General features: G+C 48.9%; 12 protein-coding genes. 8 read left to right on the top strand and 4 right to left on the bottom strand.

Annotated elements, in window-relative coordinates:
- Positions 1–50: 50 nt before the first annotated feature.
- From ACO6UY_RS16415 to ACO6UY_RS16400, 4 genes are read right to left on the bottom strand one after another with little or no spacing between them, the layout of a single operon-like run.
- Positions 51–1,736: an ABC transporter ATP-binding protein gene (locus tag ACO6UY_RS16415; RefSeq protein ID WP_422490657.1), complete on the bottom strand. Its 1,686-nt coding sequence runs from the start codon at positions 1,734–1,736 to the stop codon at positions 51–53.
- A complete protein-coding gene (locus tag ACO6UY_RS16410) occupies positions 1,733–3,163 on the bottom strand; it encodes an ABC transporter permease (protein ID WP_422490655.1) in 1,431 nt (476 codons plus the stop codon). Before ACO6UY_RS16410 ends, ACO6UY_RS16415 begins: the two co-directional genes overlap by 4 nt.
- A gap of 18 nt (positions 3,164–3,181) precedes the next feature.
- On the bottom strand, positions 3,182–4,159 hold the full coding sequence (locus ACO6UY_RS16405; RefSeq protein WP_422490653.1) for an ABC transporter permease: 978 nt from the start codon (positions 4,157–4,159) through the stop codon (positions 3,182–3,184).
- A 10-nt stretch (positions 4,160–4,169) separates the two neighbouring features.
- Positions 4,170–6,341 (bottom strand): ABC transporter substrate-binding protein, encoded by a 2,172-nt coding sequence (locus ACO6UY_RS16400; protein ID WP_422490651.1) that lies wholly within the window; start codon positions 6,339–6,341, stop codon positions 4,170–4,172.
- A gap of 764 nt (positions 6,342–7,105) precedes the next feature.
- Between ACO6UY_RS16400 and ACO6UY_RS16395 the strand changes: the two genes are divergently transcribed.
- The 8 genes from ACO6UY_RS16395 to ACO6UY_RS16360 all read left to right on the top strand — a co-directional run bounded on the left by ACO6UY_RS16395 (position 7,106) and on the right by ACO6UY_RS16360 (position 17,115).
- Positions 7,106–9,970 (top strand): TonB-dependent receptor domain-containing protein, encoded by a 2,865-nt coding sequence (locus ACO6UY_RS16395; protein ID WP_422490649.1) that lies wholly within the window; start codon positions 7,106–7,108, stop codon positions 9,968–9,970.
- A gap of 116 nt (positions 9,971–10,086) precedes the next feature.
- Entirely contained in the window at positions 10,087–10,887 is an 801-nt protein-coding gene (locus ACO6UY_RS16390) for a DUF3450 domain-containing protein (RefSeq protein WP_422490647.1), read from the top strand.
- Positions 10,887–12,314 (top strand): MotA/TolQ/ExbB proton channel family protein, encoded by a 1,428-nt coding sequence (locus ACO6UY_RS16385; protein WP_422490645.1) that lies wholly within the window; start codon positions 10,887–10,889, stop codon positions 12,312–12,314. Before ACO6UY_RS16390 ends, ACO6UY_RS16385 begins: the two co-directional genes overlap by 1 nt.
- Before the next feature lie 10 nt (positions 12,315–12,324).
- Complete coding sequence (locus ACO6UY_RS16380) at positions 12,325–12,846, top strand: MotA/TolQ/ExbB proton channel family protein (protein WP_101746722.1); 522 nt, start codon at positions 12,325–12,327, stop codon at positions 12,844–12,846.
- A 54-nt stretch (positions 12,847–12,900) separates the two neighbouring features.
- Positions 12,901–13,305, top strand: coding sequence for an ExbD/TolR family protein (locus ACO6UY_RS16375; RefSeq protein ID WP_101746723.1), 405 nt, complete (start codon positions 12,901–12,903; stop codon positions 13,303–13,305).
- A gap of 31 nt (positions 13,306–13,336) precedes the next feature.
- On the top strand, positions 13,337–13,957 hold the full coding sequence (locus tag ACO6UY_RS16370) for an energy transducer TonB (protein WP_422490644.1): 621 nt from the start codon (positions 13,337–13,339) through the stop codon (positions 13,955–13,957).
- Between the two features lie 15 nt (positions 13,958–13,972).
- Positions 13,973–15,214 carry a tetratricopeptide repeat protein gene (locus tag ACO6UY_RS16365; RefSeq protein WP_422490642.1) on the top strand — a complete coding sequence of 414 codons (1,242 nt, stop codon included), beginning with the start codon at positions 13,973–13,975 and terminating at the stop codon, positions 15,212–15,214.
- An 83-nt stretch (positions 15,215–15,297) separates the two neighbouring features.
- A complete protein-coding gene (locus ACO6UY_RS16360) occupies positions 15,298–17,115 on the top strand; it encodes a M3 family oligoendopeptidase (protein ID WP_422490640.1) in 1,818 nt (605 codons plus the stop codon).
- Positions 17,116–17,283 lie beyond the last annotated feature (168 nt).

Raw genomic sequence — 17,283 nt, 5'->3', positions numbered from 1 at the left:
CCTGGTTCCCACGCGGAGCGGTGGGAACGTACACCAACTTCACTCTCAATTCAATGGGCCGAAGGAACCGCATCCAGCAACATTTTTGTGTATTCATGTTGTGGCTGAGTCAAAACCTGTTCAGTCAGACCTTGTTCAACAATCTTGCCACCCTGCATGACCGCAACGCGATGGGCGATGTGAGGGATAATGGAAAGATCGTGGGTGATGAACAGATAGGATACCTGTAACTCTCTCTGAAGCTCTAACAGCAAGTCCAGTACTTCAGCCCGAATGGAAACATCCAGGGCGCTGGTGGGTTCGTCACAGATAATCAGATCCGGCTCTACGGCCAAAGCCCGGGCAATGGCAATACGCTGTCGTTGACCCCCTGAAAACTCATGTGGGTAGCGGTGACGATGCTCAGGCTCAAGCCTTACTCGGGCAAGCAGAGATTCAATGCGCTGAATCCGCTCCTCTTTAGAAAGTTCAAGACCAAGGCTGACCATTCCCTCTTCAATAATATCGCCAACGGTCATGCGTGGGTTCATGGAAGAGAACGGGTTCTGGAAAATAACCTGAATCTTCTTGCGCAGTGGCAGCATTTCCCGGCGGGTTAGCTGATTGACACAAAGGCTGTTGTACCAGATGTTGCCAGCAGTGGCTTTCTCAAGGTTAAGAATGGCGCGTCCTGTCGTAGACTTACCACACCCGGATTCACCAACCAGTGCCAGAGTCTCCCCTTTGCCAATGGCAAAACTGATGCCATCAACGGCTTTGGTGTAGCTGTGCACCCGCTGAAATAATCCTTTGCGCACCGGGAAGTGAATTTTCAGGTCTTCCACGGTTAACAGGGACGCTTCTTTTTCCAGTGAACGGTACTTGTCCAAATCCGGAAGACTATCGATCAGCTGTCGGCTATAGGCTTCTTTTGGATCGGCAAAGAAGGCTTCACAAGCATTCTGTTCAATGATCTCACCCTGGTACATAACGCCAACCCGGTCAGCAGTCTGACGAACAACCCCCATATCGTGGGTGATCAGCAGAACGGCCAGTTTGTGCTTTACGGTCAGCGTTTTAATCAGTTCCAGAATCTGTTTCTGAATCGTCACATCAAGAGCGGTGGTTGGCTCGTCCGCCAGGAGAATATCGGGTTCACAGGCCAAAGCCATGGCAATCATCACACGCTGTTGCTGACCACCGGACATTTGGTGGGGATACCAGTCAACCCGCTTCTCTGGGTCAGGCAAGCCTACTTCCCGAAACAGTTCAACCGTCCGCTCACGGATTTCTGAAGAACTCAGCGAGGTATGAATTTTCAAAGTCTCTGCAATCTGAGCCCCAACGGTTTGTACCGGGTTCAAGGCAGTCAGTGCATCCTGAAAAATCATGGCGATCTTTTTGCCGCGTATACTGCCCATTTCCTGCTCCGTTAAAGCGAACAGGCTGGTTTCAGGCAAGGCGATTTTACCCCTGGTAATGGTCAGGGCATCCGGCAGTAGTCGCAGAATGGACAGGGACGTTATGGATTTGCCACTGCCGGATTCCCCAACCAGTGCATACACTTCACCTTTTTTCAGGTCAAAACTGACATCCTTCAAAATGGCCGTATATGGCTTATGACGCAAGCGAACACTCAGGTTGCTGACGGAAAGCGCCAGCGATTTATCGACTGTTTGCTTTTTTATAGTGAGTTCACTGGTGGCCGTTTGAACGTAGGCAGTGGATCGTGCTTCAGTCATTGTTACCGTCATCATGCCGTCTCCAGTTTGGTTTTTGGGTCAAACGCGTCGCGCACCAGGTCAGAGAACAGGTTGACGGACAGCACCAGGGTAAACATCAGGAAGAAAGCTCCGCACAGATTCCACCAGATAGATGGTTCACGGGACAGTTCTGTACTGGCCATATTGATCATATTGCCCCAGCTGGCCATGGCAGGATCAATACCGACACCAATGTAGGCAAGAACCGCTTCCGCCAGTACAAGACCGCTGAAGTCCAGTACGAAGGAGATCATAATGATATGGCTGAGGTTGGGCAGGATATGCCGTTTGATAATCTGGAAATGGCTGACACCAAAGGCATGTGCAGCCTGAACGTAGTCAAGCTGACTGATCTTCAGAGTTTCTGCCCGCAGCAGACGACAGAGGGTTGTCCAGCTGGTGATGCCCAGAATAAAGCACAGAGCCAGGAACTTGGCATCGGCTTTTTCCAGGCCAATCTCAAAGAACTGTGGATTATTATTGATCCAGACCTGGAACAGCAGAACGGAGGCTGCGATCAATAGCAAACCGGGAATAGAGATAAGCGTCGTATAAATATATTGCACGACATCATCAATCCAGCCCCTGAAGTAACCTGCTACCAGCCCCAGGCTGATAGCCACAGGCATGGTGATCAGGGTAGCCAGTGTGCCAATCAATACGCCGGTCCGAATGCCTTTCAGGCTTTCAAAGAGTGTGTCGTTTCCGGCCTGATCGGTACCCAGAACATGATAAAGATTGCCCAGGGTGATCAACCAGCCAAGCACAGCCATGATAATGGCAAAGGTAATCCAGGCTGCCTTCCAGGGCAGAGGGCTTATGTCACCAACACCGGCAGACTGGCTTCTACGCAACCAGAGGGCATGAAGGCCGATCAGTGCCAAAGCAACAGCCAGGCCTTTGCCAATTCCGATCAGTGAGTTAATAGCAACATCTTTAACAAATGATTCCGGGCTTGCCAAATGTGCACCGCCATAGGCCAGCTCCGGGTAATCCCGAACCCGCTCTCCATCCGGCAGTAACAGGTTTTCCTTATTCCATGATTTCAGGGCAAAAGGTGCTGAGTAGGTACGCTCAGGTCGTTCACCCATCTCACCAAGGGCAAGATCCAACAGGCTATGCACATCATTGCTGTAAAACACATGTTCGCTACTTTGACCTTCCGTAACCGGCAGCGCTTTGCGGAAATGGATGGAGTCCACCAAAGCAATCACCACATAGGACATGATGATAACAAAGGTTGCCATGCCCAGTCTGGTGGCGAACACCTGCCGCCAGCGTTCCATGTTTTGGGGGTTGCGCTGAAATGAGGCGACAAACAGGGAGATTGCACCGACCAGCAAAAAGATCAGTGCATCACTCCATAAAATGGTCCACATAAAGCCATCGCCAAACAGGCCGGGTCCGATTTCGAAATCCATAATTACGTCCCTCGCTGTTTAGCTCAATCGAACCCGGGGATCTGCCCAGGTGTATGAAATATCGGTCAGAATCAAACCAATGATGTAAAGAACAGAGCCGAGAAAGACCATTGCTCTGACAATGGCAAAATCCTGCGCACGAATAGCGTCCAGCAAGTAGCTGCCAAGGCCCGGAATACTGAAAAATGATTCCATAACCAGGCTACCCATAAACAACACTGGAATCACAACCACCACCCCGGTGAGAATTGGCAGCATGGTATTGGGCAAAATATGCCGGAACAGCACGCCCGCCTCGCTGACGCCTTTGGCTCGGGCTGTTCTGGAAAAATCCTGTCCGGCTACTTCGATAAACAGCGAGCGGTACCAGCGGGCGCTGGCACCAATGCCGGAGATCACACCAATCACAATGGGCAATATCAGGAAACGCCAGCCGTCTATACCGTCATTGAATCCGGATACCGGGAACAGGCGGGACATTTTCGCCATGTAGTACTGGCCGAAAATGATATAGAACAGATAGGAGATGGACATCAGGGTAACAAAGACCACCACCGCAAAACGGTCCAGGCTGCTGCCACGGAACATCAATACCATCAGAGCCACCGAGATGTTGACAAAAATCCCAATAAAGAAGGTAGGAAGAGCCAGTGCCAGGCTTGGTCCCATGCGATCCAGAACGTCGGACTGAATACTTCTGCCGGCATCGGAAGTGCCAAAATCGAAAGCAAACAGTTTTAACGACTTGTTAAAAAAGATGGTGTCTGTGAGTATTCCCAGTCCATCGGCATCACCGTTTAAGAAAAGGGGTTGGTCATACCCTTTTTCAGCGATCCATGCCTGCACCGCGTCTTCGGTTACGTACTTATCCCCAAGATGAGCCGTTGCCATATCTTCAGGCGTGTTGATGATAAAAAATAAAACAAACGTCAGCAGATTTACGCCAATCAAAATTGGAATGGCGTAGCACAGTCTTCTAATTATGTAGGAAAACATATTTTTATCTCTACGAAGCATCAATCGTCAGTTTCTGCCTGCGGCGATAAGCCCTGATACCAGGAACAACCAAAAGGAATAACAAGCCGATACTGGCCATCAGTGGCCAGACAATGGGTTGGTTCCACTCTTTTTGCTTTTGTTCTCTGAGCGCAGGATCAACGCGAACATATTTCAGGGTTCCCTGACTAATACCGTGGCGCTTGGTGTTGTACACCCACTGGTTGGAGAGGTAATACTCTTTGTTATTAAAACCCCAGATCCATGGGCTGTCTTTCTGGGCAATAGCGACCATCTGATTGATAGCGGCCAGCCGCTCTGGCCCATTGGCCAGTGTTTTAACTTTGTCGTATAAACGATCAAACTCAGGGTTGTCGTAGTTGGTAGAATTGCTGCCTGCACACTGACATTTCACCAGACCCTGTCGGCTGTCCAGAAGGAACAGGAAGTTTTCAGGGTCCGGGTAGTCAGCCAGCCATCCCCAGCCGAACATCTGGGTATTGCCCTGGCGCATTTTTTCTTTGAAGCGCGGGTAGTCGGTGGTGCGGAACTCAAGTTGTACGCCAATCCTGTCCAGCTGTTTTTTGATCCAGTCCGCCCTTGGGCTGCTGTCCGCAGAGATGGTATCCATATAGAGGATCAACGGCTTACCGGTTTCGTGGTGTCGTCCATTGGGGTATCCCGCCTCAGCCAGTAATTGCCTGGCGTACTCAACGGATTTTCTTTTGGGTGTTTTGGTTGCCGGGTCCCAGTCAAAGATATAGGCGTTCGTTGCCGCTTCTCCTTCGGCATAACCATATAAGCCCGGTGGGATGGGGCCCTGGGCTACCTGTCCAATACCATTGCGGAAAATATCGATGTACTCCTGATCGTTATACACGATGCTGATGGCCTGACGTAGCTTGCGCTTATCTTCTGTATATCCACCAACGACTGAATCGACCATATTAAAGCCGGTGTAGAAGAGCGAGGGGCGGATTTCTTCATCAACAATAATATTGCGTTTTTCCAGTTCCGGGGTCAGCTCGAGTCCATCTGGGCCGACAGTAAACGCCTGGTCGAAGGTGGCCGTATTGATGTTTGGGTCGCCATCACCGGAGCGATCGTAGTAACCCTGGGTGAACTTGCTCCACATGGAGGTAGCCGCTTTTTCATAGCGAAAAATGGCTTTGTCAATAAACGGCAGTGGCTTCCCAGCATCGGCCAGGTAGCCTTTTTTCTGATCATCGACCGAACCATCAGAAGGGTAGAGTTCTTGTCGGAAATTCGGGTTTCTCTCCAGAACGATTTCACGATTGGGTGAGTTCACCGTCATCATAAAGGCACCGGTACCAATGGGGTTCCAGTCCAGCGTCAGGTTACGATCTGGAAATCCGGGGTTGTGGTAAAAACGATCGGCTTCCCAGGGGACAGGCGCAAAGAAAGGCATGGCAAGCCAGTATTGAAATTGCGGGTAAATGCCTTCAATGCGAATGGAGAACGTATAGTCATCCACCCTGGTCAGTCCTTCCATGGGGTGAGTGCGAAGGTCCAGCCACGCTTCTTCCTGTCGGTTCTCTTTGGCCCATGCACCAAAATCTTTCATGCCGACAATGTAATCGGTCATCAAACCAAGCAGCGGTGATTTGTTGACCGGATCAGCCATCCGTTTGATCTGATAGATGTAATCGTCTGCTTTCAGTTCCCGGGTACCGGTGGCGGGAAAGTCGCTCAGCAGCGTGTACTGTTCACTTTCTTCCGCAGAGTTAAACAGATAAACCGGTTTGCCCTGATCGTCTTCTGCAAGTGCTGGGTGGGGCTGATACATGGTGCCTGGCTTGAGTCGTATGGTAATCAGGCTGAATGCGACATCCTGACTGTCGTCAGATACCGGATTTAAATTCTCGTCAAGCAACTCCAGTGTCGGCATTGATGCAGCAGTAGCAGGCTCCAGCTCATAAGGGCGCTTGAGGAAGTGGTATTGCAGTGGTGGCTCATAAATCTGGTCAATAAACAGCTTTTCTTCCGCACTGTAGGAGCGAACCGGGTCCAGATGTTTGGGCCGGGTAATGAAACTGCCAAAGTAGGTAACGTCTTCTGAATCCACTGGTGGATTCGGGTCATTCCAGGGGCCTGAGCATCCCGAAAGCACTAGAGTTGCAGTCAGAATAGCGGCCCACTTTGAAGTGGGGCTTTGCGGCATGATTGTTCTCTTTATTGTTATCGGAGGTCAGAGCCAGTGGGCTTCTGTTCGCCATGCGTCAAGCAGATGTTGAACCAGAGACGCATACATTTTTCAGAGATAGCCAGGGTGTTGGCTGATCAGTCGCTAAAGAATTGTACGTATTTATCCTTACCTCGTCACCTTTCAATTAATAATACGTCTTATGACGTCTAATGGTGCAATCAAAAAGCAAAAGGCATCAATATGGTGCAAAATAGAAAAGATGACTGACAGAGGATGGTGGAAAAAAATTGCAGAGTAAAAGCCTTTGTTATCTGCAATTGGCTAGTAAAATATCCTTTTTGCGAGGCTGGTAGGTGAAAATACCTATTTTTTTGTGTTGTTTGGTTGATTTTTCTCTTTAAAAAAACTTACAGTGCGCTTACCTGTCACAAAAATGAAATATACGTACGGCTGTGAAAGTATAATTTGTTTCTGTTTTTAATCCTTGTTTTTGCGGGTGACGTAAAAATTGGAATGATGATTGCATGGTCGCGTTTATGGATGTGAAAGCATTACAGGTATGACTGCATCAATGTCTAACCGACAATTGCAGTATAAATTGGTGATAAGCCAATAGTGTTGTGAAGGCTAATAACCGGATCAGCACAGGGGAGCTACAAGGGGATGTCTCCATCGGGGATGGAAGTAGTAAGAGCGTAGCCCGCCACGGCGGTGTACAGGCAAGGAGCCAAAAGCTCAGGCTGGCCATAATAAACACAACAAGTGAGCAAGGAAAAATAATGTTTAGAAGGACGGTGTTGAGCACAGCGGTTGCTGTTGCTTTAGGGTCTTCGTTTGTCTCGTCGGCAGCATATTCTAATGAGGATTCGGTTGAAAAGCTGGAGAAAATCCAGGTGACCGGGTCTCGAATTTCAAGGGTAGATGTTGAGGGTGCCAACCCTGTTCAGGTGCTTACCCGCGATCAAATTGTTCAGTCGGGTCTATCAAGTATTGGTGAGCTGTTGCAGGAATTGCCATCTGTTAGTGGCGCGGCTCTATCTTCTGCTGTAAATAATGGTGGTGATGGTTCTTCAACAGTCTCTCTTCGTGGTTTGGGTGCTCGACGTACGCTGGTTCTTGTTAACGGGCGTCGTTTTGTGCCAGGTGGCATAGGTGCGAAAAGTACAGTAGATCTGCAAATGATTCCTGTCTCTATGGTTGAGCGGGTGGAAGTATTGAAGGATGGTGCGTCAGCTATGTATGGTTCTGACGCACTTGCAGGTGTTGTAAATATTATTACCCGAAAAAACCTTGATGGGGTCGAAACGAATTTTTATCACGGTCAGTCTAGTGAGGGTGATGGAAATATTGCCCAGGTTGATATTGCTGGTGGTAAAGAGTTTGATCGAGGTTCGATTACTTTCAGTCTGACTGCTGTGCAACAGAAAGACATTATGGCTGGAGATCGTAAGTGGTCGGAAAACGATATCCTGTACAATACGGCAAAGAATGAAAAATATATTGGCGGGAGCACTGCTGTACCTTGGGGTTATTATGTGGTGCCTCAGCGTGATGGTGGTAATTTCTTCACTTACGCAGATACCGATGCTGATGGAGAAGCTGATAAAAATATCAGCGGTGAGAAAATTAAATATGCTGTAACTATTGACGGTAATGGTAATCCGATAGCAACTATTGGTGGTGTTCCTGTTAATATTAATGAAGACAAAGTCACTATTGATGGCAAAGAAAAGAGTAACTCAGTTACTAAGATTGTTACTAAAACCCTTACATACGGCAAGGAGGAAGGGAGCGCTCTCAGGGACTTTGATAGGCCAGATGACCTTTATAATTATCAGCCTGATAACTATATCCAAACACCAAGTGACCGCTATTATGCCAATCTATTTGCTGACTATATGGTGGCAGAATCCGGTGTATTTGGTTTAGTCACAGCGTCTTCGGAGCTTTCCTTTGCTCAGCGTAAGTCAACTATACAATTGGCTCCCGAGCCTATTTTTGGTGCATTTTCAGGTGTTGGTGGTATTGGGCCAATTGCCAGTGATAACTTCTATAATCCTACGGGCGAGCAGATAGTTGATTGGCGTCGTCGAATGGTTGAGGCAGGTCCACGAGTGCAGAAGTATGAAAATGAGACTTTGCGCTCTGTATTTTCGCTGGACGGTCAATTCCAGAATGATTGGGAGTGGGAGCTGTTTTATAACTACGGGAAAAATACCGGAACGGATACACAAAACTCGTTTTTGTCGCAAGAGCTTGCTAACTCGATTGGAAGGAGTTTAAACGGCAGTGAATGTCTTGACAGTGGAGGTCAAGTGATTGCCGGTTGCGTACCGCTGGATCTATTCGGAACTCCTAGTCAGGCTGCTCTTGATTACGTGACATACGTAAAGAAGGCAGAGGGTGAGAACGAGCAAAAGAATTGGGAATTTAACGTTAATGGTGAGTTATTAGAGTTGCCAGCCGGTGTGTTAGGTTTTGCCAGTGGTTACAGTTGGCGGAAAGAGTCTGGTTCCTATACGCCGGACCAGCAGGTTCAGGATGGTAACGATGTAGCAGGCTTACAAGCTGCGACTAAAGGTTCTTATACCGTAAAAGAGACTTTTGGTGAACTGGCTATTCCTTTGCTGGCCGATATGCCGTTTGTTCAATCACTGGATGCGTCCATTGCTGCACGTTATTCGGATTATAATACCTTTGGTGATACAACCAACTGGAGTTATGGTTTAACGTATAAACCAAACGATACGGTAATGCTGCGGGGTACACTTTCCGAGTCGTTTAGAGCACCGTCTGTGAGTGAGCTCTATTCCGGAACAGTCCAGTCCGCTGAGAAACTGGATGATCCAAGAGGAATTGATGATCGTGAGCAGTTTGATGTGAACATTGGGGGTAACCCGGATCTGCAACCAGAAACAGCTGAGATTAAGACATTGGGCTTGGTTTTATCACCGCAATCTCTGCCCGGATTCTCAGCTACTTTCGATCTGTGGGATATTGTGATTGACGATGCAATCATGAATGTCGGGGCTCAATACCGTTTGAATCAGTGTGAGGCTACTGGCGAGTTTTGTGACTCAATCCAGCGCAATGACACAGAACAGATTCTCTTCATTAATGATAGTCAGGAAAACGTTGGCAAGATTGAAGCCCGCGGCCTGGATATGAATTTCCGCTACAAAGATAACTACAGTTTTGGCCAGCTTGGCTTTAACTGGGATATCACCTATCTGGATCAATATGATGTAACTCAGGTTAATGGTGCAGTCATTAATTATGCTGGCCGCTACAGAGGTGAGCCGGATGATAATGGTGGGAACTTTGCTCGTTGGCGTTCAAACCTCGGAACAAATTGGAGTGACGGCCCATGGGCGGCGAATTACGACCTGCGCTATGTCCATCACTTAGAGGAAGAGATCGATAGTGAAGACGAGACATTCAATAAAATTGATTCTGTCTTCTATCATGATGTTCGTGTCAGCTACCTCTTCGATGAGTGGAAAACAACAGTCTCTGCTGGCGTTGAGAATTTATTCGATGAAACACCGCCACTGGTCTTAACTGCTCTGAATGCAAATACAGACGATAGAACTTATGACACTACAGGAAGATTCTTCTACTTGAATGTGAATACAAAGTTCTAATCCCGTTTCGACAGGCTCCCTTGGGAGTGCATACCTGAACCCAACCTGGTTCCCATGCAGATCATGGGAATCAACTCCAAGTAAACAACAAAAACACACATGGGAAATGGCAGTCCATGGATAAGAAAAAAACCACCCACAAGGTAAAAGGCCTGTGCAGCACGCTGGTACTCAGCACTGCGTTGTCCGCTTCAATAGTCATTCCAACCGCATTTGCCCAGGACCCTTTGAGCAGTGCACTCACAACACAACAGAAAACCGATAAAGCATCCCAGCGCTCCCAGGCGAAGGTGAATACCCTTTCTGACCAGACCCAGGAACTGCTGGCTGATTACAAAAGCACCATTCGACAGGTGGAAGCATTAACGGTCTATAACCGTCAGCTGCAAAAAGTCGTCAATGCCCAGCAAGCAGAAATTGAATCCATGCTGGCCCAGATCGAAACACTGGATCAGACCAATATCGAAATCACACCACTGATGTTGAAAATGGTGGATGGTCTGGAAGACTTTATTGCCCTGGATGTGCCCTTCCAGCTGGAAGAACGGACTGACCGTGTCGCCCGCCTCCGGGAAACCATGGATAGCCCCAACGTCACTACCTCGGAAAAATACCGCAAAATTCTTGAAGCCTATCAGATTGAAAACGACTTTGGTCGTACCATCGAGGCCTATGAAGCCAGTCTCGGTGAAGGTGACGATACCCGTACCTACAACTTCCTCCGTATAGGTCGCCTGGCGCTGCTTTACCAATCCCTGGACGGCGAAGAAACCGGTCAGTGGAACAGCGACACCCGCAGTTGGGAAGTACTTCCGGATAACTACCGTGCCGGTGTTAACCAGGGCCTGAAAATTGCCCGCAAACAGGCACCCCATAACCTGATCAAACTGCCGGTACGCGCTGCGGAGGATGCATAATGAAGTACATTACCGCTATTACAAAAGCAGTGGTAAAACCACTGGTGGTATCCTTGGGGCTTGGCCTGACATTCTCGGCCGGTGCCAGCGAAGGTGCTGCTGCGCTGCAGGATCTTTTGAATAAAATCAAGGCAGACAGCGTTACCGAAAGCCGTGAAAACAAAGCCCGTGAAGCACGGTTTTTGAGTGACAAAAACTCACAACAGCGTTTGCTGGCGGAAGCTAAAGCGGAGCTTAAGGCTCAGGAAAACCTGAGTGACCAGTTGCTCAAGCAGTCAGACGACAATGAGAAAGTTCTTAAGGAAACTCAGAATACGCTGGATATTCGCTCTGGAGAGCTGAAAGAACTGTTCGGAGTTGTGCGTCAGTTTGCCGGTGATAACAAAGGTATCTTTGAAGCCTCCATGATCACCGCACAATATCCTGAAAGAACCACTTTTATGGCGGAAATGGCAGAAAGTAAAAAACTGCCCACAACCGCCAAACTGGAACAGTTCTGGCACGAAGTACTCCGTGAAATGGTGGAATCCGGTCGTGTGGTTAACATGTCGGCCACGGTTGTTTACGGAGAAGGCGGTGAGGCTCAGAAAGACATCATTCGTGTCGGTAGCTTTAATGCCATCGCCGATGGTAAATACCTGACTTACTCTCCAGCCGTTGGCAAGTTCCAGGAGCTGTCCCGCCAGCCACAGTCCGGCATTTTCTCTGCCGTTGCTGAGCTGGAAGCCTCTGCCGCCGGTTATACACCGTTCTATGTAGATCCATCTCGTGGCCAGATTCTCTCGCTGCTGGTGCAAAGCCCAAGTATTGGTGAGCGAATCGATCAGGGTGGTGTTGTCGGCTATGTCATCCTTGGTCTGGGTGCCTTTGGTCTGCTGCTGGCGGCTGCCTGCTTTATTAACCTGACACGAATTGGTCAGGGGGTTCGCAAACAGCAGAAAACCGATCAGGTCATCAAAGGTAATCCTCTGGGTGACATCATGCAGGCTTATCAGGATAACCGTGATGCCGACCTTGAAACCCTCGAGTTGAAACTTGATGAAATCATCATGCGTGCAGCGCCTTCCATTGAACGCGGTGTGGGTGGTATCAAACTGATCGCTTCAGTAGCACCACTGTTGGGCCTGCTGGGAACCGTGGTTGGTATGATCGCTACCTTCCAGGCCATTACCCTGTTTGGTACCGGTGACCCGAAGCTGATGGCAAACGGTATCTCCGAAGCCCTGGTGACCACCATGCTGGGTCTGGTTGTCGCCATTCCGACCCTGTTTACCCACAGCCTGGTGAATAGCAAGAGTCGTCGTCTGATTCAGGTACTTGAAGAGCAGAGCGCGGGTTTTATTGCCCGTCATCAGGAGCAGGACCTGAATACTGGCGCACGTAATGCTCGTACTACGGTGTCCGTCAACGCTGCTGAACCGGCGTAAGGAGTAATCCATGCTCTGGTTACTGGAAGAAATTGACTCCATTCGCCGCTTTTTAGGCATGGGCGGCGATGTACTGATGATGCTCTTTGTGCTGACCCTGATGCTCTGGGTGCTGGTCATTGAGCGTTATCTGTTCTTTTTTCTCGAAAGCCCGAAGCTGGTTAAGGGAACCATTGAGAAGTGGCAGAACCGGTCGGACAAGTTGTCCTGGCAGGCCCGGCATATTCGTACCGCCATGATCTCCGAGGTCTCCCTGAGTGCAAAGCAGGGGCTGCCCATGATCAAAACCCTGATCGCCCTTTGTCCATTATTAGGACTGCTGGGCACCGTCGTGGGCATGGTTCAGGTATTTGATGTACTGGCCGTCACCGGTACCGGCAGCCCAAGGGCCATGGCCTCGGGTATTTCCAAGGCCACGATTCCTACCATGGCAGGAATGGTGGCCGCGCTGTCCGGTCTTTATTTCAGCGCACTGCTTGAGAAGCGTGCCGACCGGGTGAGCCATAAAGTCGCCGATTCCATGCAGCATTGATTGAATTGCCATTGCACTGCCCCCCAGCAGTGCAACGGGTGAGAGGAAAGAATAATGAGAAGACGCTATAGCAACGGCGCACAGGAAGATGCAGGGATTGATATGACACCGATGCTGGACATCGTGTTTATCATGCTCATCTTTTTCATTGTAACAACGTCGTTTATTAAAGAAGCAGGTATTGATGTTAACCGGCCTACGGCCAATTCCGCCCAGGTGGTGAAAAAAGGCAATATCATGATCGCTGTGAGCGACACCGGAGCGGTGTGGATTGACAAACGCCGGGTAGAAGTGGGTGCGGTTCGTGCCAACGTTGAACGCCTGAAGGCAGAAAACCCGGAAGGTGCGGTGGTAATCCAGGCGGATAAGAAATCCGAATCTGGCATTGTCGTAGAAGTCATGGACCAGGTGAGACTGGCGGGTGTTTACAGCATCTCCGTGTCTGCACGGGAACCATAAAGCTGTTTGATCGGTGTAGTGAGAGGTGCGTATGCGTTATTTAGCAGCACTCGGTCTCGGTTTTGTGGTGGCACTGGGGTTGTTTGCGGTGATGAATGCCCTGGTCAACAACAACCGCCATGAACTGGTCGAGGCCGATGATAACCGGATCAGCGAGTTTATTCGCTTGCAGCGTCCGGAAACCATCAAAGAGAAAAAGCGGGAAATCCCAAAGCCCCAGCCTAAACGGCCACCGCCACCGCCAGAGATGAAAATCTCCCAGCAGGTGGATAAGCCGGTGATTGAGCAGGTGAAGATGGAAGTGCCCCAGGTGGATGTGGATCTTGACCTGGCCGTAGGCGACGGTGCTGGCCTGTATGCCTCAGGTGGTGTTTCTGCTGGTGGTGGTCCGGTTCCTCTGAATAAGTTCAGCCCCATGTATCCCCGTAAAGCACTGCAAAGTGGTGTGGACGGTTCAGTGGTCTTTCAGTACACGGTTAATGCCGATGGCCGGGTATCGGACGTAAAAATTGTCAAAGAAAAGCCCCGTGGTAAAGGATTCGGCAAGGCGATTAAAAAGGCTGCTCTGAAATGGAAATTTAAACCGGCAATGGAAGACGGTGTTGCGGTGGCACTTACACAGCAGCAGGAATATGAGTTCGTCTTGGAATAACGAGTGGAGTAAACCATGGACAGTATAAGGTTAAGTCTAAAAAAGACGGCTATGGTTTCTGTGCTGCTGGCGGGCATAAATGCTCCGCTGGCCATGGCCGCTCCCAAAAAAGCGCCAGAGCTGCGGCAGATTACCTATAAGTACATTCTCAAAGCCCAGGAACAAATGGCTGAAGATGATTATGCCTCGGCTCGTCAAAGCCTTGAGCATGTGCTTGGCAAAGTAAAAAACAGTAAATTCGATAAGGCGGCGGTTAACCAGATGCTGGGCGTCGTATTTGCCAACCAGGAGCAATACGACAAAGCCATCGGTTATTTTCGATCAGCCCTGGCTGATGATGCACTGCATTTACCCGCAGCTCAGCAGGTTCGCTATAACCTTGCACAGCTGTTGATGATGAAAGGTCAGTACCGGGAAGGGATCGACCAGCTGAAAGTCTGGATGGCTAATCTGGATGAGAAAGTTGCGATACCGGCCAGTGCCTGGATTATGCTGGCCAACGGCTATTCCAGAATGCAGGAATGGAAAAATGTGGTAGATCCGGCGAAGCAGGCAATTGCGGCGTCGGAAGCACCTCCGGAGTCCTGGTATACCCTGTTGCTGGCCGCCCATTATGAGTTGAAAGAGATTCCCAAAGCCATTGATGTTCTGGAAATACTGGTCACTCTGGCACCGCAGAAAAAACAGTACTGGCTGCAGCTTTCAGGCATGAATATGTCCATCAAGCGGGATGCAGCGGCACTGGCCGCACTGCGTGCCGCCTATCGCAATGGTCTGTTTGATAAGGAAAGTGACTACACACAGCTGGCAAACTTCCTGACTTATCAACAAGTGCCTTATCAGGCTGGCGTTGTTTATTCACAGGGAATGGAAGCCGGGCTGGTTGACAGTAATTTCGAAAACCTGAAGAAGCTTGCCAATTTCTGGTCCCACGCCCGGGAGAATAGCAAGGCCATTGATGCTTTTAATCGAGCGCTGGAACTTGAGCAAGATCCTGATCTGCAGCTTAAATTGGCCAGAATGCTGGCTCGTTCCGAGCGTTATCAGGAGTTACTGACGCTGGTTGCCAATCCTTTTGGCGGGATTACCGAGAAGCAGCAGGGAGAGATGCTTTTTCTAACAGGAATGGCCCACTATCAGCTGGGAGATAGTCAAAAATCACTGGGTTATATGGAGAAAGCGGCGTCTATTCAGAGCAGTAGAGGGCAGGCCAACTCCTGGATTGGCTTTTTGCAACAGGACCTGAATAACCAGTAATCGGCAAATAAATTCCTCCCTCCCTTAACTGCCATCGTGGGTAAATCCACGGGGAGGGAGGGATTTTTTATGTGAAGGAAATCATGAATATCAAAATGGATGACTCAATCCCGGTATGGGATAACACTCACATTTATCAGGATTTTAACGATCCGGCTCTCAAACAAGACCTTAAAACTATCACCGAAATATGCGATGCATTGAGCGACAAAGCTTTAGCACTCGATACCGGCAATGAAAATACGGTGGTTAAAATACTGGTTGAGGCTATTAAGCTTGATGAAAAAGCCAGTATTCTCTGTTGGACCGCTTCCACCTTCGCCAGTTCAGCCAGTAGTGTCGATGCTAAAAATGAAGATGCATCCAGGCTGGATGCCAGAACCAACACACTGAGCGCCAGGATTGACCAAGCATTTAAACCCTTTAAACAGTATTTGCTAAAAGCGTCAGATGAAGTATTGCAGCAAGTGTTTGCTGATCGCGCTGCAGCGAGCTATCAGTTTTATTTTCAGCATGAAAGAAAACGTAACGCACATTGGTTGTCTACCGATGAGGAAGTGGCGATCTCCACTCTGTCAGTGGACGGCCTGCATAGTTGGTGGCGGCTTTATAATGATCTGAGAGGTTCATTGCGATGCCAGGTCGGCGACCAGGAAATGGGCCTTGCCAGTGCATTTAACCTGACATTGCAACATGACCCGGTAAAACGTAAACAGGCATGGGAGGGTATCCAGAACGCCTGGCGTAGCCGCGAGGAAACCGCTGCAGCGATTCTCAATGCGGTCAATGGCTGGCGGAATGAAGAGAATCAACTGCGGTCAAAAATTGAGCCAGTTCATTATCTGGATGTGAGTTGTCATCGCCAAAAGATTGAAAGATCAACGTTAAGTGCCTTGATGGATACCACGGAATCCCGGATGACCATTGGTCATCGTGCTTTGAAGGGAATGGCAAAAGGGCTGGGTATTGGTCAACTGGAGCCACAGGATATTTTAGCGCCATGTCCCAAATTAAATCATGATCTGTCCGGGAGTTATCACGCTTTCTCAGATTCCATTGATCTTATTTCAGATGCCTTCAGCCAATTTGACCCGGAAATGGGTGATTTTGCCAAAATGATGTATCAGAAGGGGTGGATTGATGCAAGACCTTCCAATAACAGGGCCAATGGTGCGTATTGTTCAAAGTTTCCCGGCGCCAGGGAACCTCGAGTATTTATGACCTGGGATGGGGCCATTACCAACGTTATTACTCTGGCCCATGAACTTGGCCATGCCTGGCATAACTGGGTTATGAGAGATTTGTCGTTTGTAGAAACGATCTATCCATCAACCCTGGCCGAGACGGCAAGTATCTTTGCTGAAACGCTTGTGCGTGATGCTTTGGCCAGAGAGGCGAGTAATGATCAGGAAAAACTGGCAACGTCGTGGGAAGATGCAAAAAGTGCCGCTTCGTTTCTGATCAATATTCCAGCCCGGTTTGATTTTGAGTCAAAACTGGTGGAATCAAGAATGCAGGGCTATTTGCCAGCCAGTGAATTGTCAGCAATGATGAGTGAGAGTTGGAGTAAATGGTATCAAAACAGTGTGTCAGGCTGTGATTCCATGTTTTGGGCTGCAAAAATGCACTTCTCAATATCGGGAATGAGCTTCTACAACTATCCCTACTTGTTTGGTTATTTGTTCAGCCTCGGTATTTATGCCAAGAAAGAGCAATATGGTGATCAATTCAGCGATGTTTATCGGGCCGTATTGATGGACACAGGCCGTATGACCTCAGAGGACTTGATAAAGAAACATTTTGATCAGGATATCCGTCAACCGGAGTTCTGGCATGCGAGCCTCGACATTGTAGAAAAACAGGTGGTCCGTTTTGAGGAATTACTGGACAACATTGCCTGAGACAGGTTGAAAGCAAAATAGGCATCAGGAATAATACTTATTCCTGATGCCTCAACCTTTGCGACAGGGAATCAAATAAACGGTCAAAAGCTGATAACAAAAAAGGTCAAGGAGTATTCCATGATTAATACCGCCCAGAAACTCACTATGACGACGTTTGCCATTGTG

It is taken from the genome of Endozoicomonas sp. ALE010 (assembly GCF_049310165.1).
Classification (GTDB): Bacteria; Pseudomonadota; Gammaproteobacteria; order Pseudomonadales; family Endozoicomonadaceae; genus Endozoicomonas.
This window is presented reverse-complemented; position numbering and strand designations above follow the sequence as displayed.

Excerpts from the sequence above, each read along its gene's own strand:
- ACO6UY_RS16415 (WP_422490657.1), bottom strand. The coding sequence starts at position 1,736 with ATGATGACGGTAACAATGACTGAAGCACGATCCACTGCCTACGTTCAA.
- ACO6UY_RS16410 (WP_422490655.1), bottom strand. The coding sequence starts at position 3,163 with ATGGATTTCGAAATCGGACCCGGCCTGTTTGGCGATGGCTTTATGTGG.
- ACO6UY_RS16405 (WP_422490653.1), bottom strand. The coding sequence starts at position 4,159 with ATGTTTTCCTACATAATTAGAAGACTGTGCTACGCCATTCCAATTTTG.
- ACO6UY_RS16400 (WP_422490651.1), bottom strand. The coding sequence starts at position 6,341 with ATGCCGCAAAGCCCCACTTCAAAGTGGGCCGCTATTCTGACTGCAACT.
- ACO6UY_RS16395 (WP_422490649.1), top strand. The coding sequence starts at position 7,106 with ATGTTTAGAAGGACGGTGTTGAGCACAGCGGTTGCTGTTGCTTTAGGG.
- ACO6UY_RS16390 (WP_422490647.1), top strand. The coding sequence starts at position 10,087 with ATGGATAAGAAAAAAACCACCCACAAGGTAAAAGGCCTGTGCAGCACG.
- ACO6UY_RS16385 (WP_422490645.1), top strand. The coding sequence starts at position 10,887 with ATGAAGTACATTACCGCTATTACAAAAGCAGTGGTAAAACCACTGGTG.
- ACO6UY_RS16380 (WP_101746722.1), top strand. The coding sequence starts at position 12,325 with ATGCTCTGGTTACTGGAAGAAATTGACTCCATTCGCCGCTTTTTAGGC.
- ACO6UY_RS16375 (WP_101746723.1), top strand. The coding sequence starts at position 12,901 with ATGAGAAGACGCTATAGCAACGGCGCACAGGAAGATGCAGGGATTGAT.
- ACO6UY_RS16370 (WP_422490644.1), top strand. The coding sequence starts at position 13,337 with ATGCGTTATTTAGCAGCACTCGGTCTCGGTTTTGTGGTGGCACTGGGG.
- ACO6UY_RS16365 (WP_422490642.1), top strand. The coding sequence starts at position 13,973 with ATGGACAGTATAAGGTTAAGTCTAAAAAAGACGGCTATGGTTTCTGTG.
- ACO6UY_RS16360 (WP_422490640.1), top strand. The coding sequence starts at position 15,298 with ATGAATATCAAAATGGATGACTCAATCCCGGTATGGGATAACACTCAC.